At 69.6% G+C, this 25,937-nt stretch carries 31 protein-coding genes and 1 tRNA gene; 18 read left to right on the top strand and 14 right to left on the bottom strand.

Translation table 11 applies throughout. The annotated features are described in order from the left end of the window. Positions 1-14 precede the first annotated feature (14 nt). On the bottom strand, positions 15-2,579 hold the full coding sequence (locus OG736_RS21695) for an MFS transporter (RefSeq protein ID WP_327183912.1): 2,565 nt from the start codon (positions 2,577-2,579) through the stop codon (positions 15-17). Positions 2,580-2,592: 13 nt separating this feature from the next. Next, the gene (locus OG736_RS21690; protein WP_327183911.1) at positions 2,593-3,120 is read right to left on the bottom strand and encodes a MarR family winged helix-turn-helix transcriptional regulator; all 528 of its coding nucleotides are present in this window, start codon (positions 3,118-3,120) and stop codon (positions 2,593-2,595) included. Between the two features lie 550 nt (positions 3,121-3,670). Between OG736_RS21690 and OG736_RS21685 the strand changes: the two genes are divergently transcribed. After that, complete coding sequence (locus OG736_RS21685; RefSeq protein ID WP_327183910.1) at positions 3,671-3,868, top strand: hypothetical protein; 198 nt, start codon at positions 3,671-3,673, stop codon at positions 3,866-3,868. 120 nt (positions 3,869-3,988) lie between these two features. On the opposite strand, the gene OG736_RS21680 is transcribed toward OG736_RS21685, so the two are convergent. From OG736_RS21680 to OG736_RS21660, 5 genes are all read right to left on the bottom strand, one after another. Beyond that, complete coding sequence (locus OG736_RS21680) at positions 3,989-4,780, bottom strand: hypothetical protein (protein WP_327183909.1); 792 nt, start codon at positions 4,778-4,780, stop codon at positions 3,989-3,991. Between the two features lie 54 nt (positions 4,781-4,834). Beyond that, positions 4,835-5,743 (bottom strand): RNA polymerase sigma factor SigF, encoded by a 909-nt coding sequence (locus OG736_RS21675; protein WP_020131315.1) that lies wholly within the window; start codon positions 5,741-5,743, stop codon positions 4,835-4,837. A 304-nt stretch (positions 5,744-6,047) separates the two neighbouring features. Then, positions 6,048-6,950 (bottom strand): RNA polymerase sigma factor SigF, encoded by a 903-nt coding sequence (locus tag OG736_RS21670; RefSeq protein ID WP_442817059.1) that lies wholly within the window; start codon positions 6,948-6,950, stop codon positions 6,048-6,050. Positions 6,951-7,196: 246 nt separating this feature from the next. Beyond that, a complete protein-coding gene (locus OG736_RS21665; protein ID WP_327183907.1) occupies positions 7,197-7,490 on the bottom strand; it encodes a Dabb family protein in 294 nt (97 codons plus the stop codon). An 18-nt stretch (positions 7,491-7,508) separates the two neighbouring features. Beyond that, a complete protein-coding gene (locus tag OG736_RS21660; RefSeq protein ID WP_020131312.1) occupies positions 7,509-7,685 on the bottom strand; it encodes a hypothetical protein in 177 nt (58 codons plus the stop codon). 184 nt (positions 7,686-7,869) lie between these two features. Between OG736_RS21660 and OG736_RS21655 the strand changes: the two genes are divergently transcribed. Next, a complete protein-coding gene (locus OG736_RS21655; RefSeq protein ID WP_327183906.1) occupies positions 7,870-8,139 on the top strand; it encodes a PLD nuclease N-terminal domain-containing protein in 270 nt (89 codons plus the stop codon). A gap of 191 nt (positions 8,140-8,330) precedes the next feature. Here the strand turns inward: OG736_RS21655 and OG736_RS21650 are convergent, their stop codons facing one another. Beyond that, positions 8,331-8,996, bottom strand: a complete 666-nt coding sequence (locus OG736_RS21650) for a YdcF family protein (RefSeq protein ID WP_327183905.1) — start codon at positions 8,994-8,996, stop codon at positions 8,331-8,333. Continuing rightward, positions 8,993-9,793: a GntR family transcriptional regulator gene (locus tag OG736_RS21645; protein ID WP_327183904.1), complete on the bottom strand. Its 801-nt coding sequence runs from the start codon at positions 9,791-9,793 to the stop codon at positions 8,993-8,995. Before OG736_RS21645 ends, OG736_RS21650 begins: the two co-directional genes overlap by 4 nt. 468 nt (positions 9,794-10,261) lie before the next feature. Between OG736_RS21645 and OG736_RS21640 the strand changes: the two genes are divergently transcribed. From OG736_RS21640 to OG736_RS21605, 8 genes are all read left to right on the top strand, one after another. Continuing rightward, complete coding sequence (locus tag OG736_RS21640) at positions 10,262-10,519, top strand: DUF6284 family protein (RefSeq protein ID WP_327183903.1); 258 nt, start codon at positions 10,262-10,264, stop codon at positions 10,517-10,519. Then, positions 10,519-10,809, top strand: coding sequence for a DUF6303 family protein (locus tag OG736_RS21635; protein WP_327183902.1), 291 nt, complete (start codon positions 10,519-10,521; stop codon positions 10,807-10,809). The genes OG736_RS21640 and OG736_RS21635 overlap by 1 nt, the downstream gene beginning before the upstream one ends. After that, complete coding sequence (locus tag OG736_RS21630; protein ID WP_327183901.1) at positions 10,806-11,783, top strand: DUF2637 domain-containing protein; 978 nt, start codon at positions 10,806-10,808, stop codon at positions 11,781-11,783. The genes OG736_RS21635 and OG736_RS21630 overlap by 4 nt, the downstream gene beginning before the upstream one ends. Continuing rightward, positions 11,780-12,121, top strand: a complete 342-nt coding sequence (locus OG736_RS21625) for an RRQRL motif-containing zinc-binding protein (protein ID WP_327183900.1) — start codon at positions 11,780-11,782, stop codon at positions 12,119-12,121. The genes OG736_RS21630 and OG736_RS21625 overlap by 4 nt, the downstream gene beginning before the upstream one ends. 49 nt (positions 12,122-12,170) lie before the next feature. Continuing rightward, on the top strand, positions 12,171-12,665 hold the full coding sequence (locus OG736_RS21620) for a hypothetical protein (RefSeq protein ID WP_327183899.1): 495 nt from the start codon (positions 12,171-12,173) through the stop codon (positions 12,663-12,665). A gap of 17 nt (positions 12,666-12,682) precedes the next feature. Next, the gene (traA, locus tag OG736_RS21615; RefSeq protein ID WP_327183898.1) at positions 12,683-13,249 is read left to right on the top strand and encodes a plasmid transfer protein TraA; all 567 of its coding nucleotides are present in this window, start codon (positions 12,683-12,685) and stop codon (positions 13,247-13,249) included. A gap of 67 nt (positions 13,250-13,316) precedes the next feature. Next, entirely contained in the window at positions 13,317-15,335 is a 2,019-nt protein-coding gene (gene traB, locus OG736_RS21610) for a plasmid transfer protein TraB (RefSeq protein ID WP_327187675.1), read from the top strand. Between the two features lie 170 nt (positions 15,336-15,505). Then, the gene (locus tag OG736_RS21605; RefSeq protein WP_327183897.1) at positions 15,506-15,961 is read left to right on the top strand and encodes a hypothetical protein; all 456 of its coding nucleotides are present in this window, start codon (positions 15,506-15,508) and stop codon (positions 15,959-15,961) included. Positions 15,962-15,986: 25 nt separating this feature from the next. On the opposite strand, the gene OG736_RS21600 is transcribed toward OG736_RS21605, so the two are convergent. After that, the gene (locus tag OG736_RS21600) at positions 15,987-17,015 is read right to left on the bottom strand and encodes an SRA domain-containing endonuclease (RefSeq protein WP_327183896.1); all 1,029 of its coding nucleotides are present in this window, start codon (positions 17,013-17,015) and stop codon (positions 15,987-15,989) included. A 138-nt stretch (positions 17,016-17,153) separates the two neighbouring features. Here OG736_RS21600 and OG736_RS21595 point away from each other — a divergent pair, with 138 nt between their 5' ends. The 7 genes from OG736_RS21595 (at position 17,154) to OG736_RS21565 (ending at position 23,214) form a co-directional block, all read left to right on the top strand. Continuing rightward, positions 17,154-18,110 carry a bifunctional DNA primase/polymerase gene (locus tag OG736_RS21595; RefSeq protein WP_327183895.1) on the top strand — a complete coding sequence of 319 codons (957 nt, stop codon included), beginning with the start codon at positions 17,154-17,156 and terminating at the stop codon, positions 18,108-18,110. A 62-nt stretch (positions 18,111-18,172) separates the two neighbouring features. Next, the gene (locus OG736_RS21590; RefSeq protein ID WP_327183894.1) at positions 18,173-18,532 is read left to right on the top strand and encodes a hypothetical protein; all 360 of its coding nucleotides are present in this window, start codon (positions 18,173-18,175) and stop codon (positions 18,530-18,532) included. Further along, positions 18,529-19,680 (top strand): DUF3631 domain-containing protein, encoded by a 1,152-nt coding sequence (locus OG736_RS21585; RefSeq protein WP_327183893.1) that lies wholly within the window; start codon positions 18,529-18,531, stop codon positions 19,678-19,680. Before OG736_RS21590 ends, OG736_RS21585 begins: the two co-directional genes overlap by 4 nt. 197 nt (positions 19,681-19,877) lie before the next feature. Next, complete coding sequence (locus tag OG736_RS21580) at positions 19,878-20,123, top strand: excisionase family DNA-binding protein (protein WP_327183892.1); 246 nt, start codon at positions 19,878-19,880, stop codon at positions 20,121-20,123. Between the two features lie 13 nt (positions 20,124-20,136). Next, entirely contained in the window at positions 20,137-21,408 is a 1,272-nt protein-coding gene (locus OG736_RS21575) for a tyrosine-type recombinase/integrase (RefSeq protein ID WP_327183891.1), read from the top strand. A gap of 715 nt (positions 21,409-22,123) precedes the next feature. Next, positions 22,124-22,423: a hypothetical protein gene (locus OG736_RS21570; RefSeq protein ID WP_327183890.1), complete on the top strand. Its 300-nt coding sequence runs from the start codon at positions 22,124-22,126 to the stop codon at positions 22,421-22,423. Between the two features lie 2 nt (positions 22,424-22,425). Further along, on the top strand, positions 22,426-23,214 hold the full coding sequence (locus OG736_RS21565) for a cyclic nucleotide-binding domain-containing protein (protein ID WP_327183889.1): 789 nt from the start codon (positions 22,426-22,428) through the stop codon (positions 23,212-23,214). 157 nt (positions 23,215-23,371) lie between these two features. Here OG736_RS21565 and OG736_RS21560 read toward each other — a convergent pair. The 4 genes from OG736_RS21560 to OG736_RS21545 form a co-directional block, all read right to left on the bottom strand. Beyond that, positions 23,372-23,456: transfer RNA gene (locus OG736_RS21560), tRNA-Ser, on the bottom strand. Positions 23,457-23,511: 55 nt separating this feature from the next. Beyond that, positions 23,512-23,943: a tRNA adenosine(34) deaminase TadA gene (tadA, locus tag OG736_RS21555; RefSeq protein WP_327183888.1), complete on the bottom strand. Its 432-nt coding sequence runs from the start codon at positions 23,941-23,943 to the stop codon at positions 23,512-23,514. Positions 23,944-23,993: 50 nt separating this feature from the next. After that, a complete protein-coding gene (locus OG736_RS21550) occupies positions 23,994-24,548 on the bottom strand; it encodes a tRNA adenosine deaminase-associated protein (protein ID WP_327183887.1) in 555 nt (184 codons plus the stop codon). A gap of 346 nt (positions 24,549-24,894) precedes the next feature. Continuing rightward, a complete protein-coding gene (locus OG736_RS21545; protein WP_310433737.1) occupies positions 24,895-25,098 on the bottom strand; it encodes a hypothetical protein in 204 nt (67 codons plus the stop codon). Between the two features lie 168 nt (positions 25,099-25,266). Here OG736_RS21545 and upp point away from each other — a divergent pair, with 168 nt between their 5' ends. After that, positions 25,267-25,902: a uracil phosphoribosyltransferase gene (gene upp, locus OG736_RS21540; protein WP_327183886.1), complete on the top strand. Its 636-nt coding sequence runs from the start codon at positions 25,267-25,269 to the stop codon at positions 25,900-25,902. Positions 25,903-25,937 lie beyond the last annotated feature (35 nt).

Raw genomic sequence — 25,937 nt, 5'->3', positions numbered from 1 at the left:
GATAACTGTCGGAACTACTCGCCGGGGTGGGCGAGTTCGATGTCGTGGCCGTCGACGCCGGCGCCCGCCACGGTCAGCGCGGTGGCCACCGGCGGGTAGCCGGTCGCGATGACCGTGTACTCGCCACCGTCGAGGTCGGCGAAGGCGTACGCCCCGTCCGAGCCGGTGGTGGCGGTGCCGACCACGTTGCCCGCCGCGTCGACGAGCGTCACGCGCGCGTCGGCCAGCGGACCGTACGGCGCCCGGACGACGCCCTGGAGCTGGGCACCCGCTTCGAGGACGACCTCCGCGCGGGTCACGCCCGTCGCGCCGACCTCGACGGGCAGGGCGCGCGGCCGGAACCCGACGGCGTTCACCGCGACGGTCACGGCGCCCGGCACCAGCTCGGCGAAGGAGAACTCGCCCTGCTCACCGGTGGCCGCGGTGGCCAGCAGATCGCCGCGCACATCGGTGACGATCACCATCGCGTCCTTGACGAACTCACCCGACTCGGCGGCGCGCACGACACCGCTGAGGCCACTGGTCCCGCTGAGCAGGATGTCGTACGCGACCGGCTCGCCGTTCACGACGATCGTGGAGGCCTGCGGCTGGAAGCCGTCGGCGGAGGCGATCAGCACGTACGAACCCGTGCCCGGCGCGTCCAGTCCGTAGGAACCGTCGGCCTGCGCGACCGACCGGCCGAGCTGGCGTCCGGCGAGCGAGATCAAGGTGACGGCGGCCTGCGGGACGGGCGCGCTCTCCGCGCCGCGCACGAAGCCGTGCACCGGGATACCGCCCGAGGGCGCCTGGAGGGGTTCGGCGGTGGCGACGGCGGCGAGCCGCTGTGTGCCCTGCGGACCGGCTTCCCGGCCCGGCTCGGCAGCCGTCTCGGCGACCGCCCAGCTGGGGACGTGCTCCTCGGCGGGAGCGGTGACCGCGGCCGGAGCCGCGGCGGCCGTGATGTCCGCGGTGGCCGTGGCCGGGGTCTCCGACTCCGCCGTGGCGGCCTGCGCCAGCGCGCCCTTGGTCCGCAGCGGGACCTCCTTGATGAACAGGGTGATCAGAAGGGCGAGCAGCGCCAGGACGGACGCGATCAGGAAGACGTCCGCGATGCCGTGGCCGTACGCGCTCTCCATGACCGTGCGCAGCGGCGCGGGCAGCTTGTCCATGTCCGGGATCGAGCTGGAGGAGCTCGAACCGGAGGCGAGGGAGGCGTACTTGGGGCCGAGGTCGGTGATGCCGTCCTTGGCGTAGTCGGTGATCCGGTCGGCCATGACGGCGCCCAGCGCCGAGACGCCCATCGCACCGCCCAGGGACCGGAAGAAGGTGACCGTGGAGCTGGCGGAGCCGAGGTCCTTCGGCTCGACCTGGTTCTGCGTCGAGAGCACCAGGTTCTGCATCATCATGCCGACGCCCAGGCCCAGCAGGGCCATGAAGACCGCGGTCTTCCAGTACTCCGTGTCGTAGCGGATGGTGCCCAGCAGACCGAGGCCCGCCGTGATGAGCACGCCACCGCTGACCAGCCAGGCCTTCCACTTGCCGGTCTTGGTGATGAACTGCCCGGAGACGGTGGAGGAGACGAACAGGCCGCCGATCATCGGGATCGTCATGACGCCCGACATGGTCGGGGACTTGTCCCGGGCCAGCTGGAAGTACTGGGCGAAGAACACCGTGCCGGAGAACATCGCGACGCCGACGAACATCGAGGCGATGGAGGACAGGGTGATGGTGCGGTTGCGGAAGAGGCGCAGCGGGATGATCGGCTCGGTGGCCTTCGACTCGACGAGCACGAAGATCAGCCCGAGCGCGATCGAGCCCGCGACCATCGCGTACGTCTGCCACGACAGCCAGTCGTACTTGTCACCGGCGAAGGTGACCCAGACCAGCAGCAGCGACACCGCGGCGGAGATGAAGAACGCGCCGGCCCAGTCGACCTTCACGTCCCGCTTCACCGTGGGCAGGTGCAGGGTCTTCTGGAGCACGATCAGCGCGATGACGGCGAAGGGGACGCCGACGTAGAAGCACCAGCGCCAGCCGAGCCAGCTGGTGTCGGTGATGACACCGCCGAGCAGCGGACCGCCGACGGTGGCGACGGCGAAGGTCGCGCCGAGGTAGCCGGAGTAACGGCCGCGCTCACGCGGGGAGATCATCGCCGCCATGACGATCTGCGCGAGGGCGGACAGACCGCCGACGCCGACGCCCTGCACGACACGGCAGGCGATCAGCATGCCGGGGTTCTGCGACAGACCGGCGGCCGCGGACCCGAGCACATAGATGACCAGCGCTATCTGGACGAGCGCCTTCTTGGGGTACAGGTCGGCGAGCTTGCCCCAGAGCGGGGTGGTCGCCGTCATCGACAGCAGAGTGGCGGTCACGACCCAGGTGTAGGCGGACTGGCCGCCGCCGAGGTCGCCGATGATCTCCGGCAGGGCGTTCGAGACGATCGTGGACGAGAGGATCGCCACGAACATCCCGAGCAGCAGCCCGGAGAGGGCCTCCATGATCTGCCGGTGGGTCATCGGAGTGGCCTCGGCGGAGCCGTGGGACCCTCCGCCGTGCTTCGCGTGAGCCCGCACACCGGCTGGTGTGGTCGTTGCCATGGGCTTCCTTTTCCTATGTTGCTTGTGCGGGTGTACGGGTGGTCTGTGTCTGTTCGCTTACGGGAACGGGAGGCGGCGGCGCGGGCGGGGCCGGAGGCCGGTGCGTGACCGTCCGGCAGTCGCCGAAGCTGGCGCGCAGCCGGGTCAGCAGGGCGATCAGCCGGCCGACCTCGGCGTCGGTCCAGTCGCCGAGCCGTTCCGCCAGCAACTCGGTGCTCCGGCGTGACAGCTCGACGAGCATCGCGTGGCCCTCGGGCGTGAGGTGCAGGATGCGGGAGCGCTTGTCCGCCGGGTCGGGGGAGCGTTCGATCCAGCCCCGGTCGGCGAGGTGCGCGGCGTGTCGGCTGGTCACGGACATGTCGACGGCGAGCAGCTCGGAGAGCGCGCTCATGCGCATGTCGCCGTGGCGGCCGAGGAGCGCCAGTACGCCGGCCGAGCCCGCGGAGCAGTCGGGCGGCAGGATCCGCCCGAGGTCACGCTTCACCGCCCCGACGGCACTGAGCTGACGCGCCAGCTCCTCGTACTGCGCCTGCCCTGCCATCACACCTCCCAATTTGTTGCTTAGGGCAACCATAGGAGCGGTTGGTTGCTACAGGCAAATAAAAGGGCCGTGAGGCCCGCAAAAAGTTGGCAAAGGCAAGTATTGCGACGGTAAATGTGCAGGTGGGGGCGCTGTGGTGCCCGACCGGGCGGGATCGGGGCGGTAGCGGGGGTGGTTGGGGCGGGGGCGGTAGCGGGTGCGGTGCTGCGGGGCCCGGCGGCGGGACTTGGCAGCGGGAGCCCACAGCGCAGCGGGGGCTCGACAGCGGGGGTGGCCGGTGCGGCCTGATCCGACTTCCGAGGGGGGTGATTCGGTCCGGGCTGTCTCCGGGTGCCGGGCGATTCCGTCTGGGCCGTATGCCGGGGTGGGTGATCACGTCCTGGCCGACTTCCGAGGTGGGGTGATCGCTCCGGGCCGCCCCTGGGTGCGATGCGGGCGGCGGATGCGCCTCGGGTGCCCAAGTGGGCGGGCAGGGCCGGGGGGTTCCGGTCGGCCGGAGTTCCTACCCTCACTTGGGCCGCCCCGCGCATTTTCGCTAGTGTCTCGGCCCATGGCTAACACGCAGGGCCCCCAGGGCAACCACGACCCCGCCGGCAGCACCCAGATGTTCCGCGCGTTCGTCGACGACGGCGCCCCCCGGGCCGCCCAGCCGGCCCCCACTCAGTCCGGGCCCCGCATCGGCCTGATCGTCGGCATCGTCGCCGTGGTCGTGATCGTCGCGGCGGTCGCCTGGCTGGCGCTGAAGTAACCGCCGGCCCGCACCGGACACGGTGACGGGTGACGGGGTGACCGAGCGCGTCGACCGCCGTGCGTCAGGGCGGGGTCGGCGCGCACGCCCCCGTCTCTTTGCGTGTCCGGCGCCGCCCGCTCATTCCCACCGGACCGACACGTCCCGCGTCTCGATGTGCATGCCCAGCGGTACGCGCCACGCGTCGACGCAGACCGTCCAGGTCTTGTCCTTGCGCGCTCCCGCGGCGATCGGCGTCGGGAGCGCGGCCGTCGACTCGCGTGTCGCCCAGTCGATGCCGATCGCGTCGATGACATGGGTCCCGAAGGTGACCGTGCCGGAACGCACCGCGGTGCCGCCGGAGTTGTCGAAGGTGAGGGTCACCTCCTCGCACCACCGCTGATCCGTACCCGCGCGGACGGGATCGCTCACGGCCAGCGAGGCCGGTCCCGCGGGCGCGGTGCTCGGCGGGGCCGTGGGCGCCGGTGAGGGCGCGTCCGGTGGCGTACCGCCCGCGGAGCCGCCCCCGGCACTTCCGGAGCCGCCCTCGGCGCCCGGGGAGCCGCCCGGGGTGCCAGGAGTGGCGGTCCTTGGGGCGCCGGACCCGGCGTCGCCTCCCGAGGTGCCCTCCGACCCGTGTCCGGCTGTTTCGCTCGCCGGGGCCCCCGGACCGGACGGCCCCGCAGGGGAGCCGCTCTCGTCGTCCAGCGGGACGAGCCGTACTCCACCCGTCGGATCCGCCGAGTCGCCCGTCCGCGTGTTCGGGTGCGCCGTGTCGCCCGCCCCGCCGATGGCGACGTAGCCGCCCGTGTGCCCGTCTCCCCCGCAGGCGGCCGGCAGACCGACCGCCATCACGACGGCGGCCGCCGACGCGCCCCATACGGCGCCCCGGCGGCCACGTGCCCGTGTCGGATCCCGTGTCGGACTTCGCATCGCGTCAGTGTCGCTGACGCTCCGTCAGGAGGGAAGTCCTCGGTCCGAGTCCGGCTAGTCGGAGATCAGGCCCTCGCGCAGCTGTGCCAGGGTCCGGGTCAGCAGACGGGAGACGTGCATCTGGGAGATGCCGACCTCCTCGCCGATCTGGGACTGGGTCATGTTGGCGAAGAAGCGCAGCATGATGATGCGGCGCTCGCGGGGCGGGAGCTTGGCCAGCAGCGGCTTCAGCGACTCGCGGTACTCCACGCCCTCCAGGGCCGTGTCCTCGTAGCCGAGGCGGTCGGCCAGGGAGCCCTCGCCGCCGTCGTCCTCAGGGGCCGGGGAGTCCAGCGAGGAGGCCGTGTAGGCGTTGCCGACCGCGAGGCCGTCGACGACGTCCTCCTCGGACACGCCCAGCACCGCGGCGAGTTCGGCGACCGTCGGCGAGCGGTCCAGCTTCTGGGAGAGCTCGTCGCTGGCCTTGGTGAGCGCCAGGCGCAGTTCCTGGAGGCGGCGCGGGACGCGCACCGACCACGAGGTGTCGCGGAAGAAGCGCTTGATCTCGCCCACGACCGTCGGCATGGCGAACGTCGGGAACTCCACACCCCGTTCGCAGTCGAAGCGGTCGATCGCCTTGATCAGGCCGATGGTGCCGACCTGGACGATGTCCTCCATCGGTTCGTTGCGCGAGCGGAAGCGGGCCGCCGCGTAACGCACGAGGGGGAGGTTGAGCTCGATGAGGGTGTCCCGGACGTACATGCGCTCGGGGCTGTCCTCGGCGAGGGTGGCCAGTCGCAGGAACAGGGAGCGGGACAGGGTGCGGGTGTCGATGGCCCCTGTCGTGAGTACCGGGGCCGGAGCGGCCTCGGGGGCCGTGACGTCGTCGAGCACGTCGAGCACGGCGGGCTCGACGGGCGCGCTTGGCGCGGACTCGCTCTTTGTGAGCGTGAGCACCTCGGAGCTGCCCTGATCTGCGGACATGCCACCCCCTTTGGGTCGCGGGACGGTCGCGGCGAACATTCCCGCTTGAGGAACGTCAGCCTTCACCTGAATACCGGAGCCGAAGCCCCGGCAAACGCGCTTCCGGCAGAATGTCACATGTCGGCAACACGCTGTAGTGACATGTCGACATGTGAGTGACGAATCAGCCCTGGAAAAAGGGGGTCTGACGGCATTTCAGCGCAGATCTGCCAGGAAGGGATCGAGTGAGCGATTCGCTCTCAACGGTGACAACTCGCTCATGCTTCCGAGACCTGATCGAGTGACGTGTCCTTCGGGTCCCGCGTCACGCCTCGATGCGGTTCGCCGAGCGAAGCCGCTGGAAGCTACGCGCGAGTAGCCGGGACACGTGCATCTGGGAGACGCCGAGTTCCGCACTGATCTGGGACTGCGTGAGGTTGCTGTAGTAGCGCAGGAGCAGGATGCGCTGCTCGCGCTCGGGGAGTTGGACCAGGAGGTGGCGCACGAGGTCGCGGTGCTCGACGCCGTCGAGCGCCGGATCCTCGTAGCCGAGACGGTCCAGCAGGCCCGGCAGACCGTCGCCCTCCTGGGCCGCCTCCAGCGAGGTGGCGTGGTACGAGCGGCCGGCCTCGATGCAGGAGAGCACCTCGTCCTCGCCGATGCGCAGCCGCTCGGCGATCTCGGCCGTCGTCGGAGTGCGGCCGAAGGCGGTCGTCAGGTCCTCGGTCGCGCTGTTGACCTGCACCCACAACTCGTGCAGCCGGCGCGGTACGTGGACCGTGCGGACGTTGTCGCGGAAGTACCGCTTGATCTCGCCGATGACCGTCGGCATGGCGAACGTCGGGAACTGCACGCCCCGCTCCGGGTCGAAGCGGTCGATGGCGTTGATCAGGCCGATGGTGCCGACCTGGACGACGTCCTCCATCGGTTCGTTGCGGGAGCGGAAGCGGGCGGCCGCGTAGCGCACGAGCGGGAGGTTGGCCTCGATGAGCGCCCCGCGCACCCGGTTGTGCTCCGGCGTGCCCGGCTGGAGCTCCTTGAGCTCGCCGAAGAGCAGCTGGGTCAACGCCCGGGTGTCGGCGCCCCGGCGCCGCTCGGGCGGCTGGACGGGCTCCGTAGGGGCTTCCGTGAGGGCTGTCGCAGGGGCTTGCGGGACGGCTTCCAGGGCAGGCGCGGGGGCGGGTGCCGGGGGTGCCTCTTCCTGAGGCGGCGCAGTACTGGCCGACACGGTCAACGCCACCTCTTCGTCAGGTCAACATCGGTCAACTCATCCGTCAAAAGCGGTCATAGCATCACAAGACATGTGCACTGTGTGCAAGCACCCCATAACGCCGTGTTGAGGGAGAAGTTGAGCCGTGCACCCTGATTCCCGACGCGCGAAAGCCCCCCGCTGTTCCCGCGGAGGGCTCCGGACCGACGAGAGGACCGACGAAAGGACCGACGAGAGGACTGCCGGAAGAACGCCGAAGGCGGCTCAGAACTCGTAGTCGGCGACCACCCAGGTGGCGAACTCGCGCCACAGGGCGACGCCCTCCTGGTGGGCCGGGTGCTCGATGTACCGCTTCAGCGCGTCCGCGTCCTCGACCGCCGAGTTGATCGCGAAGTCGTAGGCGATGGGCCGGTCGCTGATGTTCCAGCCCAGCTCCCAGAAGCGCAGTTCCTCGATCCGGCCGTCGAGTGCCCGGAAGGCCGCTTCACCCTGCACGACGCGGGGGTCGTCGCGCTCGACGCCCTCGTTGAGCTTGAAAAGGACCAGGTGGCGGATCATGGGCACTCCCAGTGCGAGCTACTCGGCCCCGTCGGCCAGCCAGGTGAAGAAGTCGCCGACGGCCTTGGCGGCGTCCGATATGCCCTGGAAGCCTATCTGGACGTAGTCGGCCGCCTTCGCCGGGTCCGTGATGATCACGTAGAGCACGAAGACCACGAGTACGTAGACGGCGATCTTCTTGGCGTTCACCGCCACCTGGCCTCCCCTGTATGAGCCCACCCGGGCCTTGTTGACGGCGGCGAGTGTAACCGGAAGTGCGATTTTCACACCGCTTTTGAGCGTCCACGGCGCGTTCGTGAACCGTTCGCGGGTCCTCGTCCGATGAGGGGGTGAACGCCGGTGCGTGCCGGGCGGAGTGGAAGAAGGGAAGGGGAGGAAAATGCTGGGACTGCTGGAACCGCTGACCGTCGCCCCGATGGTCCTCGTGGCGTTGCTGTGCCTGGGGGCGTTGCTCGACTGCGTCCGTACCCCCGGGGAGCGCGTCCGGTACGTGCCGAAGGTGCTCTGGCTGCTCTTCCTGCTCAGCGCCCCGATCGTCGGCGGCCTCGCCTGGGTGTACCTGGGCAAGCACCCCGAGCCGCGGGAAAACCCGGAGAACACGACGAAGGGCCCGGCTCACAGAGCCGGACCCTTCGTCCAGAAGCGGTAGCGGAGGGATTTGAACCCTCGGTGACTTGCGCCACACTCGCTTTCGAGGTCTGTTCGTGCTGGTCAGAGCGTGATCCACAGCCGTTCAACCTCGTTCATTCCCGTACTCCCGCCCGGGGTGCGGACCGCCGTGAACGGCTCCGGACGGGGGTGAATGAGACGGAAACTGAGACGGAGTGGCCACCGACCCTGTCAGGGGTGATCTGCGGTTTCCGGCACGAGCCGACTCGTGAAACCGCTGTCGCGGAGCCGCACGAACGCGGCCCGGATGTCGTCGGGAATCTCCTGCTCGACCGCGAATCCCTGCCGGGGGTAGATCATGAGGCGCTGCTGAGCACCGACCATCATGTCGAGGACAAGGCGCGCGTCCCCGATCGAGTCGACGTATTCGGGAAGCGTCATGGGAGTGGACGCACACACCCACTCGACGTCTGGCCACAGCTTTCGGGCCGTCGCGTACGAGCGTCGTTCCTCGTACGGCTTGCTGACCAGGAGGACTGACGAGACGGGCACGCGCCGTTCCTCGAGGAGCGCGCGAGAGAAGCGGATGTTGTCTCCGGTATTCCGCGCATTGGGTTCCACGAGGATCGCGCCCGCCGGAACCCCCAGCTCTACGGCGCGTTCGCGGTAGTGTTCGGCTTCGCCGCGCGGCATCCGCTCCTGAGTCGTACGGCTGGTCGCTCCGGTAAAGACGACGAGCGGGAACATGCCCCGCTGGTACAGGTCCGCCGTGGTGTCGGCAACCCCGAGGTCGTGACTGCCGAGACCGACAGCCACAGAGCACGTGCGGGGCTCATGGCCCATCTGCTGGAAATCCCACAGCTTCTGAGCGTCCGCCCATGCCTGAGCTGAGATCACTTGCTCTCGCCCTCCACCTCTGTCTTTGCCGAGTCGGGCACCTTGAAGTCGTACGACCATGCGAACCGTGTCGCCGCGTGCACCCCGATGGCGAACTCAACCACGGTTCCATCTGACGTGCGCGTCGTCCGGTGCAGCTCCACCACCCACTCACCCGGTGAGAGCTGGAGCAGCTGAACCTCTTCGGCCGTAGGCACACGAGCGAAGAGCTCCTCGGTCATATGGTCGATTTCGTATCCAGCGTCGTACAGGACGCGAAACCCGCCGCCCCGCCCTGCCGGCCCCGGCTCCGGGTTCACGATGCGGGTTCCTTCCACGTGTTCGGGCCGGTAGTAGCTCGTCAGGGTGTGGGTCGGCTGTGCGCCTTCCTTCACCAGGCGCGCCCGCGCGTAAACGTTCGCTCCCTCAGGCAGGCCATGAGCGGCGGCTACGGCGGCCGGCGCCTTCACGCGGCTAACCGTCTGCGTCTGCTCGTTCCGGTCGTACGAGCGCCCGGATGCCACGCGATCAGCGATGAACGCGACCTCGTCACCGTCGCGCCATTTGGCCTTGTCATAGCGAGCGATGCCGAGCCGTTTGAGGGGCGTGCGCGGGCGCACGACGGTCCCGCGGCCGCGCGTCGAGGTCACCAGACCCTCAGTCTCCAAGGCCTTGTAAGCCTGGTTGACCGTGGCCTTTGAGCCCTCTCCCGACTCGACCAACTCTCTGATCTGGGGCAACTGATCGCCCGGTGCGTACTCACCGTTTCTGATCTGCTCCGCGAGCCTGTCCGCCAGGTCGCGCCACTTGGGTGCCACGCCGAACTCCTCTCGATGACGTCCAGTGAAGCACAGTCCTAGGACTGTTGACTGTCCTAGGACTGCGTGGCATTCTCATCTCAGGCCGCTCGCAGTCCTAGGACAGCGAGATGGAGGGGCTCTCTTTGAGCTGTCTTCACATCTGCGGCTAGGGGCCCGGGACAGAGCGGGCTGAGGGCACCGGATCCCTGGTCAACCGGATGGCTAGGCCGATAGGCCACCGTCTCCATATGCCTACAAACGGGAGCTCGTGTTCCCGAAGGAGACACCCGCACCACCTGCACGACCTCAGCCCCGGCAACCAGCCGTGAGGGCGCGGGATCGAATCCCGCCCGGGGCTCTCCGACCGCTGCCCTGCGGTCGCGCCGCGTGTCGTACGCGGCTTCACCTTCAACGGCGCGCGGCTCCCGGGTTGCCCCCCGGGAGCCGCTTTCGGGCCGTTGCCGCCTTGCAGGGAGATCACGACCCATGGAACACATCGTGACTGTTCAGGAAGCTGTTACCGCGTTTGCGGACTGGATGGAGCCGACGGACGGCGAGCTGGACGCGATCGAGAGTGAGATGCCGCGGATCCTCGCGGACGTCGAAGCCCTCGACGTGCAGATCGCCCTGCTCGACCAGGCGCCCACCGAGCTGGATGAGCGGCGCGCTCGCCGCGGCCGGCGCCGGGTGCTGTCCGAGCGAGCGACGCTCGCCAACCGCGCCATCTCGGGTGCGGTGGCGTGATGGCGCGGGAACTGCGGGCGCAACTGTCCGCGAGTCAGGGCGGTTGGCGCCTGTACGTGGTGGTGGTGCGCGGCTCGCTCGCTGGGTGGCCTGAGTACAGCTTCGGCCCGGGCGATCGGGTGCCGACGTTCACGGAGCGGGCGCAGGCGCTCACGGCGCTGGGGTTCGTTCAGGCGCCGGCGGCTTTGTGGGAGTGGACGGAGTTCAGCACGGACCCCGCCAACCCTGCCTCGCCGGTGTGGCTGCTCGCCTCCACCTGGGTCGATTCTCGGGCGGAGGCTGCCGCGTGAACGGTGTTCAGATCCGTTCAGCGGAGCGCGCGCTGAACGTGGGGACGTGGCTGATCGTGTGCGGCGCGATGCTGTATTCGATCCTCACCGTCACCCCGCTGATGTCCGCCCACACCCCCGTCAAGTGGGGGTGGACGGCGCCGATTCTGCCGCTCGTGGTCGACGCTGCGGTGGTCATCGTGGTCCGTCTCGACTCCGTTCTTGCCCGTCTCGGTGGGCACGGCGGACGCTGGCCGATCGCGCTGCGGTGGATGACGGGCACCATGACGCTCGCCCTGAACACCGCGGACTCTGCCTTGCAGAAAGACCTGGTCGGCGTGGCGGTCCACTCGGTGGCGCCGCTGCTGCTGATCGTCACCGCGGAAACCGGGCTTGCCTACCGGCGCGCCATCACCGCCGCCGTCACAGCTCTGGAGTCGCGGCAGCGGGCGGAACGCGAGGTAGCCGAGCAGGCCGCCCGCGAGCGCGCCGAAGCGGCCCGGCGGGAGGCGCGCGAGGAGCGCGAGCACGCCGCGACGCTGGCGCGTGAACAGCGTGAACACGAAGCCCGATTGGCCGCGGAAGCAGCCGAGCGGGAGGAGCGCCGGCGGCGGGAGGAGCGCGAGGATCAGGCCGCCCGCGAGGCTGCCGAACGCGAGGGGCGTGAACGCCGTGAACGCGAGCGTGAACAGCGCGAGCGCAATCGTGAACACGCTGAACGCGAGGCCGCCGAACGGGTAGCGAAGGAGGCCCGGGAGCGTGCGGAGGCCGCCCGCCGTGAGCACGCCGCGCTGCTGGATGGTCCGCCCGTGAACACCAAGCTGCCCGAGGACCATGCCCGGCGGATCGTCGCCGCCGCGGTGGCCGAGGGCGTGTCCGTGCGGCGCGCGGCTGATCTGTGCGGCTGGTCGGTTGGCTGGGTGTCCGCCCGCTACGCGGAGTACCGAGACCCCGGTGACGGTGGCGCGCAACTCGCGATCGTGGGCCAGGGATGAGCGCCTTACCGGTCTACCCGTGGCGCCTCGCGCCGGACGGGTTGGCCACCCGCCGTCAGCTCCGTGCGAAGGGGCTTCGGCCGGGTGGGCAAGCCGTGGTCGCGCAGATCGAGCGGCCTCGCTACCGGCGCGGCCCGCTGGTCGCCTACCTCTACCGTGTCGACGCCGCGAAGCCCGTTCGCCCGATGACGCCGGCCAAGCAGGCGGCACTGGACAAGGCCAACCGGGCTCGCCGCACCTGCCCCGAGTGCGGCCGGGATGCCGGCTACGTCATCCCGGCACAGCTGGGCATGTGTGTGCCCTGCGCGTACCCCGAGGACCAGGCCGCCGCGGCCTGACTCACCTGCACAGCACCCCTCATCCACTCTCCGACCTAGGAGTCTTGCTGTGTCCAGTCGTACCCGTGCCCGCCGTCCCCGGGGGGCCGTCCACACCGTTTCGATCCCGCGTCAGCGTGGCCGCCGTGGCGCGCAGCCGTTCGTGATCGTCGTCCCCGAGTCGCCCTCGCTGACCCGCGAGGCACTCGGCTTCCTCGGTCGCGCGCTGTGGAAGGGGCGCCGCGCGCTCGCCCCGACCGCGCTCGCCCTGTTCGCGTTCGCCGTCGTCGGCCTGCTCCACCTGATGGCCTGGTGGTCGTCCCTGATCCTCGCCCCGCTCGCCGTCGTCCCGCTGGTGTGGCTGGCGGTCATGCAGGTGCGCCGGCCAGGCCGCGGCACGGTCGTGCTGTGGCGCGCCGCCCTGACCCTGCTCGCCGCCCTCGCGCTGGCGTGGGCTGCGTTCGCGGCCGGCTTCGGGCCGCTCGCCGGCCCGCTGGAGCTGGTCTGGCTGCTGATGTGGATTGCCGCTCAGACCGCGTGGCTCATCGTCCGCCGCTCGCACTGACCTGAGGAGATCTCCCCATGGCAGACAACGCTTCCGCCCACCGGCGGGCGCAGACCACCAGCCGGCCGCGCAGCACCAACGACGGCAAGGGCCACAAGTTCGCCAACGCCGGCGCCGCCGCCGGCGGGTTCGTCGGCGCCCTCGGTGGCTCGTTCGTCCCGCCGATCAACGTCACCGTCAACAACAGCAAGCAGACCGCCCGCAACAGCGGCGGCGGCCGGCCGCACTCGGAGTCGTTGCTTCCCTCCCCGGAGTTCGGGTCGCCGGCTCAGGTGCGGCAGTACTGCAACACCCTGCGGGCCGCCGCCGTGACGCTCTCGATCGAGGTGGCCATGGGCGCCGAGATCATGAAAGGCGTCCTGGCCGCGGTCCCTGACCCGCAGGGCCGCACCTTCGGATCCCGCGTCCGCGCCGCGAAGGTGGCCCGCAAAATGCAGCGCTCCGCCGACGCACTGCGCGACGCGGCGAAGAACGCCGCGGCCTGCTACTCGACCTTTCAGCAGGAGTTCGAGGAGGAGATCAACCGCGTCCGTCACCGTGCCCGCAAGCCGCAGCAGCCGGTCATGAACTGGCACCAGCAGTAAGAGAGGCAGCCACATGACCAGGAACAACCGCCGCAACGCCACCGACCTTCTCGACGACGGGCGGACCATGGCCACCTACACCGTCCCCGACGGCTCGACGGGCGGAGGCGTAGGCGCCTACCTCCTGCACCGGGCCAAGCCCCACCTGCCCCCATGGATCGGACTCGCCGGCACCGGTATCGCCGGAGCCCTCGGAAACTGGCGTTGGGAGGGCAGCGCCGGCGCCGGCGCCGGCCTCACCCTCGCCTCCGTCGCCCTCACCGGCGCCACGTGGTGGGCGGGGAAGTCGACCAGCCAGCAACGCCGGCTGCACTCCGCCGTCACCGTCGCCGCCGGCTCCGCATGGGTCACCGCCGCCTGCCTCGCTGGCCCGACGGCCGGCGCCATCGACGACATGTTCCTGATGGGCGGGCCGGTCGTGGCGCTGTCGTGGAACGTGCGCATGATGCTGCGCCACAACCCCGAAGGCGCCGTGAACGGGAGCTCTGACGGTGGCCTGCTGGAGAAGGTGGGGCTGGCCCGGGCGCAGATCGGTGCGGCGAAGGTGGAGCCGAACCGGGTCACCGCGCCGCTCGCCGTCGTGGCCGGGGAGCAGACCAACGACGACGTCACCAAGGCACTGGCCCGGATCGCGTCCGCGCTGGACCTGCCAACGTCCGCTGTGCGCTACACCCCCGACGCCGGATCCTCCCGCCGCGGCGAGCTGGTCATCGTCCCCGAAGACATGCTGGCCGACGTGGTCGAGTGGGAGGGGCCGTCGAACCTCGGGGGTTCGATCGCCGACCCGCTGGTCATCGGCCGCTACGACGACGGCGCCCCGCTCATGCTCTGGCTGCCCGGAGACCCGGACGCAGAGCGCAACTCCACCCATGGTCTGATCGCGGGCCAGTCCGGATCGGGCAAGGGCGATGCCGCCCTGAACCTGCTCACCGAGATCCTCTCGCGCCGGGACGTCATCGTGTGGCTCTCCGACCCGAAAGCCTTCCAGGACTACGCCCCGCTCCGCCCCGGGCTCGATTGGTCGGCCGAAGGCGGCACCGACACTGAGGTCATGGTGGAGGCCGTCAAGGCCGCCATTCCCGCCCGCACCCGGTGGCTGGGCGCCCACGGCTACCGCCAGTGGGTACCGGCCGCAGCCCAGCAGCAGAACGACCCCGCACACTCCTGCCAGCGCGGCCAGGCGTGCGGCTGTGCAGGGATGCCGTTCCTGGTCGCCTGGTTCGAGGAGGCCGCCAACACCCTGCGCGCCCTCGGAGACGACGCGTTCACCGGCATCGCGCAGGAAGCCCGATCGGCAGGAATCTCGCTGATCGTCTCGCTTCAGCGGCCCTCCTACGACCAAATGTCCACCAGCACCCGGGCATCGCTGCCGTCCGTGATCGCACTCGGCTGCGACCCCCGCGACGAAGGGTTCTGCCTCCCCGACACCGTGCTCGACGCCGGCGCCCACCCCGGAGCATGGGGAAACCGGCGCCCCGGCTACTGCTACACCGTCTCCCCGGGCATCCCCGAGGACCGCTACCCCTCCCCGGGCCGCACCCGCCGCTTCACCCTCCGCGCCGTACCCGTCATGCAACAGCTCGCCACGTGGGCGCAGCACAACGGCGCGCACGCCGACCCGATCACCGCCGGCGCAGCCGCCAGCGTGGCCGGACAGGCATACTCCGGCCGCTCGAGCGACTCGCCGACCGCGCAACCGCCTGCGCTGCGGGCCGTCCATGAAGGGGACGACATGACCGAGTACGGCGCCGGGCTGCTCGTCGACCCCGAGGACGCCGGCATCGACCCGGACGCCGAACTCCCCGACACCGAGGACGGCGACGACGCACCGATCTTCGGACAGGAGACCGGGCGCAAGCCGTCCCCGGAGGAGGCACGTCGGTTCTTCGCCGATGCGCTCGCCGACTTCGAGGCGGCCGGACAGATGGTCGTCGGACCGAAGGACTTCATGGACTGGTGCGACCGCCACCACCTCTCACGCCCGTGGGTCTCCGAGCGGCTGAAGGAAGCCGCCATGGACGGCCGGTTGGAGGCGACGAACACCACCGGCCGGTGGCGCATCGTCCCCGCCCTGACGGCCGCCTGACACCTGACACCGTCACGGCCCCCTGACACCCAAACCCCTAGGCAAACCCGCTGTCAGAAACCCGTGACACCCCTGCCTGACACTCCCTGACACCTGCACCTGACACCCGAACCCCGCGGGCTCGCGCCACCACGGCGCGAGCCCGCGGCCCATCCCGGGAGGCACGTTCCATGACGCACACCAACCGGCCGGCGGCCCTCGAGGTGCACCACCCGCAGCCGCTCGCCGTCCACCCGACCGTCGCGCCCCTCGTGCCCGTCCTGCCGGGCCCGACGCCGGCCGTGCAGAGCATCGTGTTGCCCGACGGCCGTGTCGTCACCGGCTACACCCTCACCCCCGCACCCGCCCCGGCCCTCGTCGACGCGCGGCCGGCCGTCTCCCGCACAGCGGTGAACGTCGCCCTCGGAGGCGTCGGGTTCGCCGCGGTGTGCGGCGGGCTGGTCCTGCTCACTACGTTCATCGCCGCACTGACCGCGTTCATCAGCCAGCTCATCACGCTGGCCGCGGTCATCTTCGGCGGATGGATCGCCGTACAGATCTTCGGCGGCACACGGCGCGCCGGCGGGGGCGGGACCACGGTCAACATCCGCAAGGCCGTGATCAAGCGCAGCCACTTTCGCGGCTAGCCGGCCCGCGGCCCGCCCCGGCCGGCTACGGCTGGTTGTAGGCGAGCGGCCAGCCGGCGAATCCGCCGTCTTCGGTCTGCCAGACCAACTCCACGTACTCCTCACCGAGAAGATCCTTCACGTCCTCGGTGGGCTCGCTGGGCAGCAGCACAGCAACGCGCAGTTCCTTGCGGCCCGGGATGTGCCGGCGATAGTCCGCCAACTGCCCGATCGCCATCCGCACATTGGCCCGCGTCGTCTGCCCCTTCGCCTCATACAGCGCGTGATCCGTCGCGTCGTAGAGGTCGGGAGTGAGCGCCCCGGGCTCGCCCTTGATGGTGATCTGAAAGCTGTGGGTTTCGTGGCCCGCCGCGGCCAGATGCGCCACGAACGCCTTCACCAACTCACCCTCGCGGCGCAGTACCTTGCGCTGCCCGGCAGGAATGTCCGCCATCGTCTCAGCAGTGCTGTGCTGCTCGGTCCTCTTGACCTTCGCGCCGCTCTGCTCCGGCAGCACAACCGGCTGCGCAACCGTCACCGCGGGATCAACGATCTCGAACGCCGTCTGCGCGGCGGCCGGCATACGGTCCGCCTCCGTCCACGCCGGCGTCGTTCCCTCAGCCGGCCGGAACCGGAACACCAGCACATCGCGCATCGCACCGTCCTTGCCCGGCCCGCGCCGAACGTCGTACGGCTTCACCGGGTCCAACACCATCTGACCGATGTAGCGCTGCCGCATCGCTCCACTGCCCGGCAGCCTGCCGTGCGCGACGAACAGATGCAGCTCACGGCCCTTTTCGACGTGGCTGAGCAGCGAGCCGTTGCGGCCGGAAGGCTTCTGGTCACCGTTGGCGCCGGCACCCGTGTACAGGTACAGCGGCCCGAACTCGTCGTCTTCCGCACGACCATCGAACGTGTACCCGTACTCCTCACCCGCGGACGGATCGGAGAACACGAACACCTTGCCCGCAGCATCGGCCGGCTCGATCCCCTGGAACTTGCTACAGCCGAACGTCGCAGCGATCACATCGCGCGTCGTCACCCAACCCGGCACAAGATCAACGGTCGTCGTCATGCCGCGACCCTAACCACCCCCACTGACACCCTGCCGCCCCATTTCCCGGGGTGCAGGCAAAAGGGCGACCCCCCTTCCGCCAAGAACGCGGGGCCGCCCTCCTCACCAGCACCCTCAACAGGACTGGAGACACCCAGCATGACCCAACCCACCGACAACAAGCGAGCCCCCGGCTTACCGCCCCGCCACACGGAACCCTCTCCGCTCGAGCTGCTCGCCTGCGCGCTGGAAGCCGCGCGCCGGGACTGGCACGTCATCCCCCTACGCCCCCGGGACAAGCGCCCGGCCGGTCACGCGGACAAGTACTGCCCCGGCACCGGCCGCTGCACCGACGGGCACAAGACCCCGGAGGAGCGTGCCACTACCGACCACGATCTGTTGACCGCGGCGTGGGCGCAGCAGCCCTACAACGTGGGCATCGCGACCGGCCCGTCCGGGCTGCTCGTGGTCGACCTCGACACGCTCAAGCCTGAAGAGCTGAAAGGAACGCCTGACGGCGCCACTTCCTTTGCAGCGCTCTGCGAGCGCGCCGGACAGGACGCGCCTGCCACCTACCGGGTGCGGACCGCGCGCGGCGGCGAGCACCTGTACTTCACCCAACCCCCCGACGCTCGCCTGCACAACACCGCGGGACGCCTGGCCAGGAAGATCGACACCCGCGGGTGGGGCGGGTATGTCGTCGCCGCGGGCAGCACCACCCCCGACGGGACGTACACGCTTCTGGACGACCGGCCGCCCGCCGTCCTGCCCGGATGGCTGCACGACGCTCTGAACCCCCCTCAGCGCCCTACAGGGGGCGCGTCGGTGCCGCTCACGACCCGCGCGAGCGGGTACGCCGCAGCAGCACTGCGGGGGGAGGTCGACAACGTGGCCGGGGCCGCGGACGGCACCCGCAATGCGACCCTGCTGCGGGCCGCACGGGCGCTGGGTCGGCTGATCGCGTTCGGCGACCTCGACCGCGGGGAGGTCGAGGAGGCTCTTAGTAGGGCGGCATCGGGGAACGCCACCCAGTCGCAGCGCTACTACGACGACGTCATCACCCGTGGCCTGGACTGGTCGATCGCCCACAACCCGGCCGGTAGGCGGACGGCATGACCAACCCCCCGCCTACTAAGAGCCTCCCCGGCCACCGATCGACGTCCGCTGCTCCACAGCCTGTGGGCACGCCGGCCGTGGGCGGGCCGAGGGGTGCCGCCCGTCAGGGCGTCATTTCAGCTCTTCAACGCCCAAACCCGTTCCCCGGCACGGCCGCGCGCCGCGGTGCGGAGGATCCGACGCCGGAGCGGCCCGGGATCCGCATCTACGCCCCGCCGGCCTACCGCGACCACAACGACGGCGCCCGCTGGTCCAAGCGGACCGGCGACACCCCCACCGGCGCCTATGCCTGCCCGTGCGGACGCGCCCACACCGCCACCGGGCTCCGCGCCGTGACCGCCCTGATCGCCGACTGCGACGCCCACAAAGCCGCCTGCACCGGGGCGCCCGCCTCACTCCCCGAAGGGAGGACCGCCGCATGACCGCCACGAACATCGACGGTGCCGCACTGCTCAACGAGGTCGAAGCCTTCCATCGCCGCTTCAACGTCTTCCCCACCGAAGCCGCCTACGTCGCCGTCACGCTGTGGGACGCGCACGCGCACCTGCTCGACGCGTTCGACTCCACCCCCCGCCTCGCCTTCCTCTCCCCGGAGCCTGGATCGGGGAAGTCGCGGGCGCTGGAAGTCGTCGAAACCCTCGTGCCGCGCTCCATGGCGGCTGTGGACGCCTCCGCCGCTGCCCTGTTCCGGTCCGTGTCCGGGGTCGACGGCGGCCGGCCCACGATCCTCTTCGACGAGATCGACACGATCTTCGGGCCCAAGGCAGGCGAGAACGAACAGCTCCGGGGGTTCATCAACGCCGGCCACACCCGCGGCCGGGTGATGTACCGATGCGTCGGAGACGGAGCCAACCAGCAGGTACAGGGCTTCCCCTCGTACTGCGCCGTTGCCGTCGCCGGACTCGGCTACCTGCCCGACACGATCATGACCCGGTCCGTCATCGTCCGCATGCGCCGCCGCGCACGGAACGAGCGAGTGGAGCAGTTCCGCACCCGCATCCATGTCCGCGAGGGCAACCAGATCCGTGACCGGCTCGCCAAGTGGGCGGAAGCGGTTCAAGAGCAGGTCACCGACGCTTTCCCAGAGATGCCCGAAGGGGTCGCCGACCGGCCCGCAGACGTGTGGGAACCGCTCATCGCCATTGCCGACGCGGCCGGCGGAGACTGGCCGGACCGCGCACGGACGGCCTGCGCGACGCTGGTCAAGGCCTCGCAGGCCAACGACAAAGGCAGCATCGGAATCCGCCTGCTCACCGATCTACGTGACCACGTGCTGAGCGGCATCGACCGCCTGCCCACCGTCGCCATCCTCGACCGGCTCAACGCTCTCGACGACGCCCCCTGGGCCGACATGGGCGGCAAGCCCCTCGACTCCCGCCGCCTCTCCCGGATGCTCTCCGAGTACGTCACCACCGAAGGCGACCCCGTCACCTCCCGCAACATCAAAACCGGTGGAAGCGTCCTCAAGGGCTACTACGCCACTGATCTCCACGACGCATGGCAGCGCTACTGCCCCCCGCCCCCGGAAAGTCCGCTACTCCCGCTACCGGACACCGAATCCGGGGCCTGACCAGCAGAAAACCGGTAGCGGGCCGCACCCCCGCGGCCCGCTACCCCGCGCTACGCCATCCGCTACCGCTACCCCCTCCCGCTACCCGAAACAGGCTTCTGACCTGCAAGGAAGCGGAAGTAGCGCAGGTAGCGGACTTTCCAGAAGGGGGATGAATGCCCCCGCTCCCTCCTATGAGCCGAAGGAGCACCACGCGCATGGCCACGGTCGACCTTGCCGAAGTTGTTGACCCCTCCCTCGTTCTGCTCACCGTCGAAGAGGCCGCTCGCCGTCTCCAGATCGGCCGCACCCTCTGCTACCGGTTCGTCAGTTCTGGCGAGCTGGAGTCCATCACCCTCGGTCACCTCCGCAGGATTCCCGCCGATGCCGTTCCGGAGTTCGCCACACGGCTCCGCAAGAGGCAGAACCCCACCCGCACGATCACCGTCACCACGGCCGCCTGAGGAGTACGCACGCATGGCAGAAGACGAGAGCGACAAGAAGCGCACCCGACAGCCCAACGGGCGTTCGTCCATCTACCAGGGCTCGGACGGCAAGTGGCACGGTCGCGTGACCGTCGGCATTCGGGATGACGGGAAGCCGGACCGTCGCCACGTCGAACGGAAGACCCGTGCGGAGGTGACCGCCGCCGTCCGTGAATTGGAGCAGCAGCGCGACGCGAAGAGCATCCGAAAGGCGGGGCGGCCCTGGACGGTCAAGACGTGGCTGACCCACTGGGTCGAGAACATCGCCCCGCTCGCCGTGAACGAGAACACGATGGTCGGGTACGGCGTGGCCGTGCGAAGGCACCTGCTCCCCGCCCTCGGTGCTCACCGGCTGGACAAACTCAAGCCGGAGCACATCGAGACCTTCTACGGACGCATGGTGGCCGACGGTCGCAAGGCCGGGACGATCCACCAGATCCACCGCACCTTCCGCACGGCGCTGAACGAAGCCGTACGGCGTGGCTATCTCGCCCGGAACCCCGTCCAACTCGCCAAGGCCCCCCGTGTCAGCGAAGAGGAGATCGAGCCCTACACCGTCGAAGAGGTCCAGCAGTTGTTGCGTGCGGCTGACGACCGTCGGAACTCCGCGCGGTGGGCCGTGGCGCTCGCTCTCGGGCTTCGCCAGGGGGAAGCACTCGGGCTCAAGTGGTCGGACGTGGACCTTGAACGAGGGGTCCTCATGGTCCGGCGCAGCCGCCGCCGGCCGCGTTACACCCATGGGTGCGCGGACACCTGTGGCAGGAAGGCCGGCTACTGCCCGAAGCGCCAGCGGACCAACCCGGAGACGGCCGACACGAAGTCGCGCGCCGGACGGCGAGCAGTCGGGTTGCCGGCCCAGCTCGTAGACCTCCTGCGCACCCACCAAGCCAATCAGCAAGTCGAAAGCTCGGCGGCCGGCGCCGACTGGACCGACGAAGGGTGGCTCTTCGCTACGCCGACCGGGCGGGGCACATCACCCCGGACGGACTACGACGACTGGAAGGGGCTGCTTGACGACGCCAAAGTCCGAGACGGCCGACTGCACGACGCCCGCCATACCGCCGCCACGGTTTTGCTGATCCTCGGAGTCTCCGAGCGGGCTGTCATGGGACTCATGGGCTGGTCCACGACTGCCATGGCCGCGCGGTACCAGCACATGGTGGATTCGGTCCGGAATGAAGTGGCTCAGCGGGTCGACGGACTCATCTGGAATCCGACAAGAGACGGATCGGACGACGACAGTCGACTCACCGGTCGGCAGTGACCCTACGAAGCACTCGGCTGCGAACTGACTTCAGACGGGGTCATGGAGTCTGCCTGAGTGGGAGAAGAGCGCTCTCGAAGGATCCAATAATTCGAACTGCGCCCCTCTGTGAGAGGTATGCGAGCCCTAAAAGCGGGCCGAAAACCCATACTGAGAGGGATTCTTACCCGCTCGAAGCGTGGAATCCCTCCCAGCAGGCACTTTCACAACCGCGCATGGTGTTTCCTTAGCAGCGCTGAACACACGGCTTTTGGGAGCCCTCGCTCAGCACTGGCCGGTGGCCCATCGGGGGTGGCTCCCCCGACAAGGCCCCCGGCCCAGCTTCGCCGATGGCAACGCTGATGATGCCGCATCAGAAGGCCCTACCCAACTGCTGGGTGGGGCTTTCGGTGTTCTCGGGTGATCGGAGAGTCTTGCTGTAACGATTCTCCTATACATCAGGCATGCCGGTATCCCGCATTCCAGATGCGGGCCGTCATGAGTCATATTTACCTACATTCGTGACGGCCCTTCGGGATCTTGCATTGGGAAAATCCCTCCCCAGAGCGTGAATTGTCGTCGGGTCACGCCGATGGCGTAATGTTCACGCCTGTCCGGTGGCTGATCGTTAGCCGCGATCATGAACGTCACTGGTCAGAGCGAGGTTTCCCAAAAAACCCGCGGTCGAGCTTCGGTCAATTGATCGAAGCTCGGCCGCCTCTCGAAAGAGACAAGTGTGCTCAACGACGTCTACGTCGCGGTCATCCTGATCTTTGTGATCGTGCTGGCCGCGGCCTGCTATGCCGTACGACGCCTGGAGACCAGGCCGGCTCGGATCGCCTCCGTCCTCGCGGCGCTCGCACTCCTTATCGGGGCGCTGGTGCCTGTCGTACGTCTCCTGGCCGAGTCGGCAGCCCGGCCCGTCGAAGTCGTGGCACCGGCACCGCCGGCAACGACCGACTCGCCGACGACGCCCCCTGCCTCCGAGGAGTCGGTGCCTGGCTCGGAGGCTCTGCCTCCCACTGCTGGGAGGTGATCATGGCTCCGTACACCACCAGTGCCACCCGGAGGGCGAGCGAGTCCAGAGTCATCGCGGACTTCTTTGCCCTGCATGGCCTGCCGTCCGACTCCGTGGAGGCCCTCGCCGACGTGTCCCGCCTACGTAGGAGGAGTCGCGGCCGCTCGATGACGCTTGGGGTCTCGAGAGCCGCCCACTTCCTCGTCGACGGGCGCGTGGCGGAACTGGTGCAGCCTGGCAAGGTCCGCCTGTGGCGCGAGGTGATGCTCTTCGAGCGTGTCAGCAGCACGGCGTCCTTCTCCGGCACGCACAGCGAGGAGAGGCCGAGCGCAAACCGTAGGGAGGTGATTGCCGGGACTCCTTTGTCACGGTGTCTCTTCGTCGAGGTTCCCAACTCCAAGCTCATCTCGCTGGCGATGGTCGACCCCGCGATCGCTCTCATGCTCGCGCGCATGACGACCAAGCGACACACCCTGACAGAACGGCTGTACACCGCGAGTCGGGCAGCCCCGGTCACCCGCGTCGCTGCACTGTTGAACTACCTCGCTGAGCCTTCCCGGAGGAACGTGATAAAGCCTCGGGGGGACGGCGTGATGGTGATGACGACCGCCGAGGAGCTGGTTGCCTCGGGACCGAGCCAGGCTGATATCGCCGATGCTCTCTGCTTGGGGCGGGCAACCGTCGAGAAGGCGATCGCTGAACTCCGCCAGGCCAAGGCGCTCAGGTCGTTCGGTCCGGGAGAACGGGCCAACCGCTGCTACCCGATCGATGATCATGATCTCCTGCGGCAGATCGCCTTGGGAGGGTAAGTCCAGCAGTCGGACTCGGCGCCCGGCCCTCAGCGGGCCGGGCGCCGGCATGTCAGTCGGTGATCCTGAAGCCGCTCGAGAGGACGAACTGAGACGGAAACTGAGACGGAAGGCCACGAAGGGCCCGGTCCAACGGACCGGGCCCTTCGTCTACCAGCGGTAGCGGAGGGATTTGAACCCTCGGTGACTTGCGCCACACTCGCTTTCGAGGCGAGCTCCTTCGGCCGCTCGGACACGCTACCGAGGGAGACCTTACAGCAAGGCGGGCCCTGGTTTGAAATCGGTATTCGGGGGCGATCAGCGGTCACGGAAGAACTCCGTGAGGAGCCCCGCGCACTCCTCGGCGAGGACGCCTTCGACGACCTCGGGGCGGTGGTTGAGCCGTCGGTCGCGGACGACGTCCCAGAGGGAGCCGGCCGCGCCCGCCTTGTCGTCACGGGCGCCGTAGACGACCCGGTCCACCCGGGACTGCACGAGCGCGCCCGCGCACATCGTGCACGGTTCGAGGGTCACGACGAGCGTGCAGCCGGACAGCCGCCACTCGCCCAGCGCGGCGGCCGCCCGCCGGACGGCGAGCACCTCCGCGTGGGCTGTCGGATCGCCGCCGACCTCCCGTTCGTTGTGGCCCCTGGCGAGGACCGTCGTACCGTCCGGAGCCAGCACGACGGCGCCGACCGGGACGTCTCCGTCCCGGGCGGCCAGCCGTGCCTCGTCCAGGGCGAGCCGCATCGCGGCCCGCCAGCGGTCGCGTACGGGATCCGGCGCCGTTCGCGGTGCGGTCAGCGGACGGTCTCCAGGACCTCCGAGGCGCCCAGGGCGTCGGCGATCTCGGTGACCGCGTCCGAGGACAGCGCCCTCAGCTCCTTCTCGCCGACGCCGAGGTCGTCGAGGATGCCGGCGTCGCCGACCGGGCCGTGCGGTACGGCCTCGGCCGGGCTGCCGTTCACGACGCCGACGGCACCCTCGTCCTCGGTGTCGTCGGCATCGTCCTCGTCCTCACCGTCCTCGGTGCCGTCGAGGTCGAGGGCGTCCAGGTCGTCGTCGTCACCCGGGTCCCTTCCGAGCAGTTCGTCGGTGAGCAGGATCTCGCCGTACGAGCTGCGGGCGGCGGCGGCGGCGTCGGAGACGAAGATGCGAGGGTCCTCCTCGCCGTCGATGCGGACGACCCCGAACCAGGAGTCCTCCTGCTCGATCAGCACGAGCACCGTGTCGTCGTCGGGAGAGGCTTCCCGGGCCAGGTCGGCCAGATCCGACAGGGTCTCCACATCGTCGAGCTCTGTGTCGCTCGCTTCCCACCCGTCTTCGGTGCGCGCGAGCAGTGCGGCGAAGTACACCGTGACTCTCCCACTGGTCTTAGGCGTGCCGGTTGGGGGTCCCCCCGGCGGAGGTTGCGGGCGGAGAGAGCTCAGGCTCCGAGCCCCACCCACTCGGAATCGTGGCAGAAACCAAGCGTCCAGGGGACGTCTTCGGCTCCCTGTGTCCGGTGGTTTTGATCGCACGCCCACGAGTACGTCCATGAGCACGTACACGAGACGTCCGTCGAGTGACTCACCAGCGCTCTCGTTGCCGCCACCAGCGGATCGTACGCGGCTTTGCCTTGCGCCCACGCACGCCCGCCCCACGCGACACCCGTGACGGTGGCGATCTTCCCCGTATGCCCCAAGTCCCGTACGGCTGCGGCTACCAGCGGAAGGTGCGCATGCGCATCGCGTGGCGCAGCCGGGCGGTCTTGGCGCGGCGCGGCTGGACCCGGTCACGCAGTTCGCGGGCCTCGGCCAGCTCGCGCAGAAACCGGGCGCGGCGCCGGCGGCGCTCGGCGTCGGTCTCGTCCGGCCGCGCCTTCTCCGGCGAGTCGTTGTCGGGCAGGTTGGGCAGCTCAGGCATCAGCACACCACTCCGGGTACCCCGGTCCGTCTCCTTACCTTTCTCCCACTTTCCCTCCGTCGGGCGGTTTGACGCCAGCCAACGGCCCAACCCGAGGGAAAGTCGAGGCGGAGAGGTTCACTGTGAGTGGGGACGCCGGGCGGGTTCGGCCCGGTTACTGTTGTGGACATGCGTCTCCACGTCGTCGACCACCCTCTGGTCGCCCACAAGCTCACCACGCTGCGCGACCAGCGCACGGACTCCGCGACCTTCCGCCGGCTGGCCGACGAACTGGTCACCCTGCTCGCCTACGAGGCCACGCGTGATGTGCGCACCGAGCAGGTCGACATCAAGACGCCGGTCTCCCCGACCACCGGCGTGAAGCTCTCCCACCCGCGCCCGATGGTCGTGCCGATCCTGCGCGCGGGTCTCGGCATGCTGGACGGCATGATGCGGCTGCTGCCGACCGCCGAGGTCGGCTTCATGGGCATGATCCGCAACGAGGAGACGCTCGAGGCGTCCACGTACGCCACGCGTATGCCGGAGAACCTCCTCGGCCGCCAGGTGTACGTCCTGGACCCGATGCTGGCCACCGGCGGCACGCTGGTCGCCGCGATCCGCGAGCTGATCCGGCGCGGCGCCGACGACGTGACGGCCGTGGTGCTGCTCGCGGCTCCCGAGGGTGTGGAGCTCATGGAGCGCGAGCTCGCGGGCACCCCGGTCACCGTCGTCACGGCGGCGGTCGACGACCACCTCAACGAGCACGGCTACATCGTCCCGGGCCTGGGCGACGCGGGCGACCGGCTGTACGGCGCGGCCGAATAGCCGACCCCCGACCATCCGGCGGCCCGAGCAGGCCG

The organism is Streptomyces sp. NBC_01334 (assembly GCF_035983595.1).
In the GTDB taxonomy this organism is placed as follows: Bacteria; Actinomycetota; Actinomycetes; order Streptomycetales; family Streptomycetaceae; genus Streptomyces; species Streptomyces coriariae.
The sequence above is the reverse complement of the archived record's forward strand: the minus strand, read 5'-3'. Positions and strand labels throughout refer to the sequence as shown.

Bases quoted from the DNA above. Each gene is read 5' to 3' on its own strand.
- OG736_RS21695 (WP_327183912.1), bottom strand. From the start codon at position 2,579: ATGGCAACGACCACACCAGCCGGTGTGCGGGCTCACGCGAAGCACGGC.
- OG736_RS21690 (WP_327183911.1), bottom strand. From the start codon at position 3,120: ATGGCAGGGCAGGCGCAGTACGAGGAGCTGGCGCGTCAGCTCAGTGCC.
- OG736_RS21685 (WP_327183910.1), top strand. From the start codon at position 3,671: ATGGCTAACACGCAGGGCCCCCAGGGCAACCACGACCCCGCCGGCAGC.
- OG736_RS21680 (WP_327183909.1), bottom strand. From the start codon at position 4,780: ATGCGAAGTCCGACACGGGATCCGACACGGGCACGTGGCCGCCGGGGC.
- OG736_RS21675 (WP_020131315.1), bottom strand. From the start codon at position 5,743: ATGTCCGCAGATCAGGGCAGCTCCGAGGTGCTCACGCTCACAAAGAGC.
- OG736_RS21665 (WP_327183907.1), bottom strand. From the start codon at position 7,490: ATGATCCGCCACCTGGTCCTTTTCAAGCTCAACGAGGGCGTCGAGCGC.
- OG736_RS21655 (WP_327183906.1), top strand. From the start codon at position 7,870: ATGCTGGGACTGCTGGAACCGCTGACCGTCGCCCCGATGGTCCTCGTG.
- OG736_RS21640 (WP_327183903.1), top strand. From the start codon at position 10,262: ATGGAACACATCGTGACTGTTCAGGAAGCTGTTACCGCGTTTGCGGAC.
- OG736_RS21635 (WP_327183902.1), top strand. From the start codon at position 10,519: ATGGCGCGGGAACTGCGGGCGCAACTGTCCGCGAGTCAGGGCGGTTGG.
- OG736_RS21625 (WP_327183900.1), top strand. From the start codon at position 11,780: ATGAGCGCCTTACCGGTCTACCCGTGGCGCCTCGCGCCGGACGGGTTG.
- traA (WP_327183898.1), top strand. From the start codon at position 12,683: ATGGCAGACAACGCTTCCGCCCACCGGCGGGCGCAGACCACCAGCCGG.
- traB (WP_327187675.1), top strand. From the start codon at position 13,317: ATGGCCACCTACACCGTCCCCGACGGCTCGACGGGCGGAGGCGTAGGC.
- OG736_RS21605 (WP_327183897.1), top strand. From the start codon at position 15,506: ATGACGCACACCAACCGGCCGGCGGCCCTCGAGGTGCACCACCCGCAG.
- OG736_RS21600 (WP_327183896.1), bottom strand. From the start codon at position 17,015: ATGACGACGACCGTTGATCTTGTGCCGGGTTGGGTGACGACGCGCGAT.
- OG736_RS21595 (WP_327183895.1), top strand. From the start codon at position 17,154: ATGACCCAACCCACCGACAACAAGCGAGCCCCCGGCTTACCGCCCCGC.
- OG736_RS21585 (WP_327183893.1), top strand. From the start codon at position 18,529: ATGACCGCCACGAACATCGACGGTGCCGCACTGCTCAACGAGGTCGAA.
- OG736_RS21580 (WP_327183892.1), top strand. From the start codon at position 19,878: ATGGCCACGGTCGACCTTGCCGAAGTTGTTGACCCCTCCCTCGTTCTG.
- OG736_RS21575 (WP_327183891.1), top strand. From the start codon at position 20,137: ATGGCAGAAGACGAGAGCGACAAGAAGCGCACCCGACAGCCCAACGGG.
- OG736_RS21565 (WP_327183889.1), top strand. From the start codon at position 22,426: ATGGCTCCGTACACCACCAGTGCCACCCGGAGGGCGAGCGAGTCCAGA.
- tadA (WP_327183888.1), bottom strand. From the start codon at position 23,943: ATGCGGCTCGCCCTGGACGAGGCACGGCTGGCCGCCCGGGACGGAGAC.
- OG736_RS21545 (WP_310433737.1), bottom strand. From the start codon at position 25,098: ATGCCTGAGCTGCCCAACCTGCCCGACAACGACTCGCCGGAGAAGGCG.
- upp (WP_327183886.1), top strand. From the start codon at position 25,267: ATGCGTCTCCACGTCGTCGACCACCCTCTGGTCGCCCACAAGCTCACC.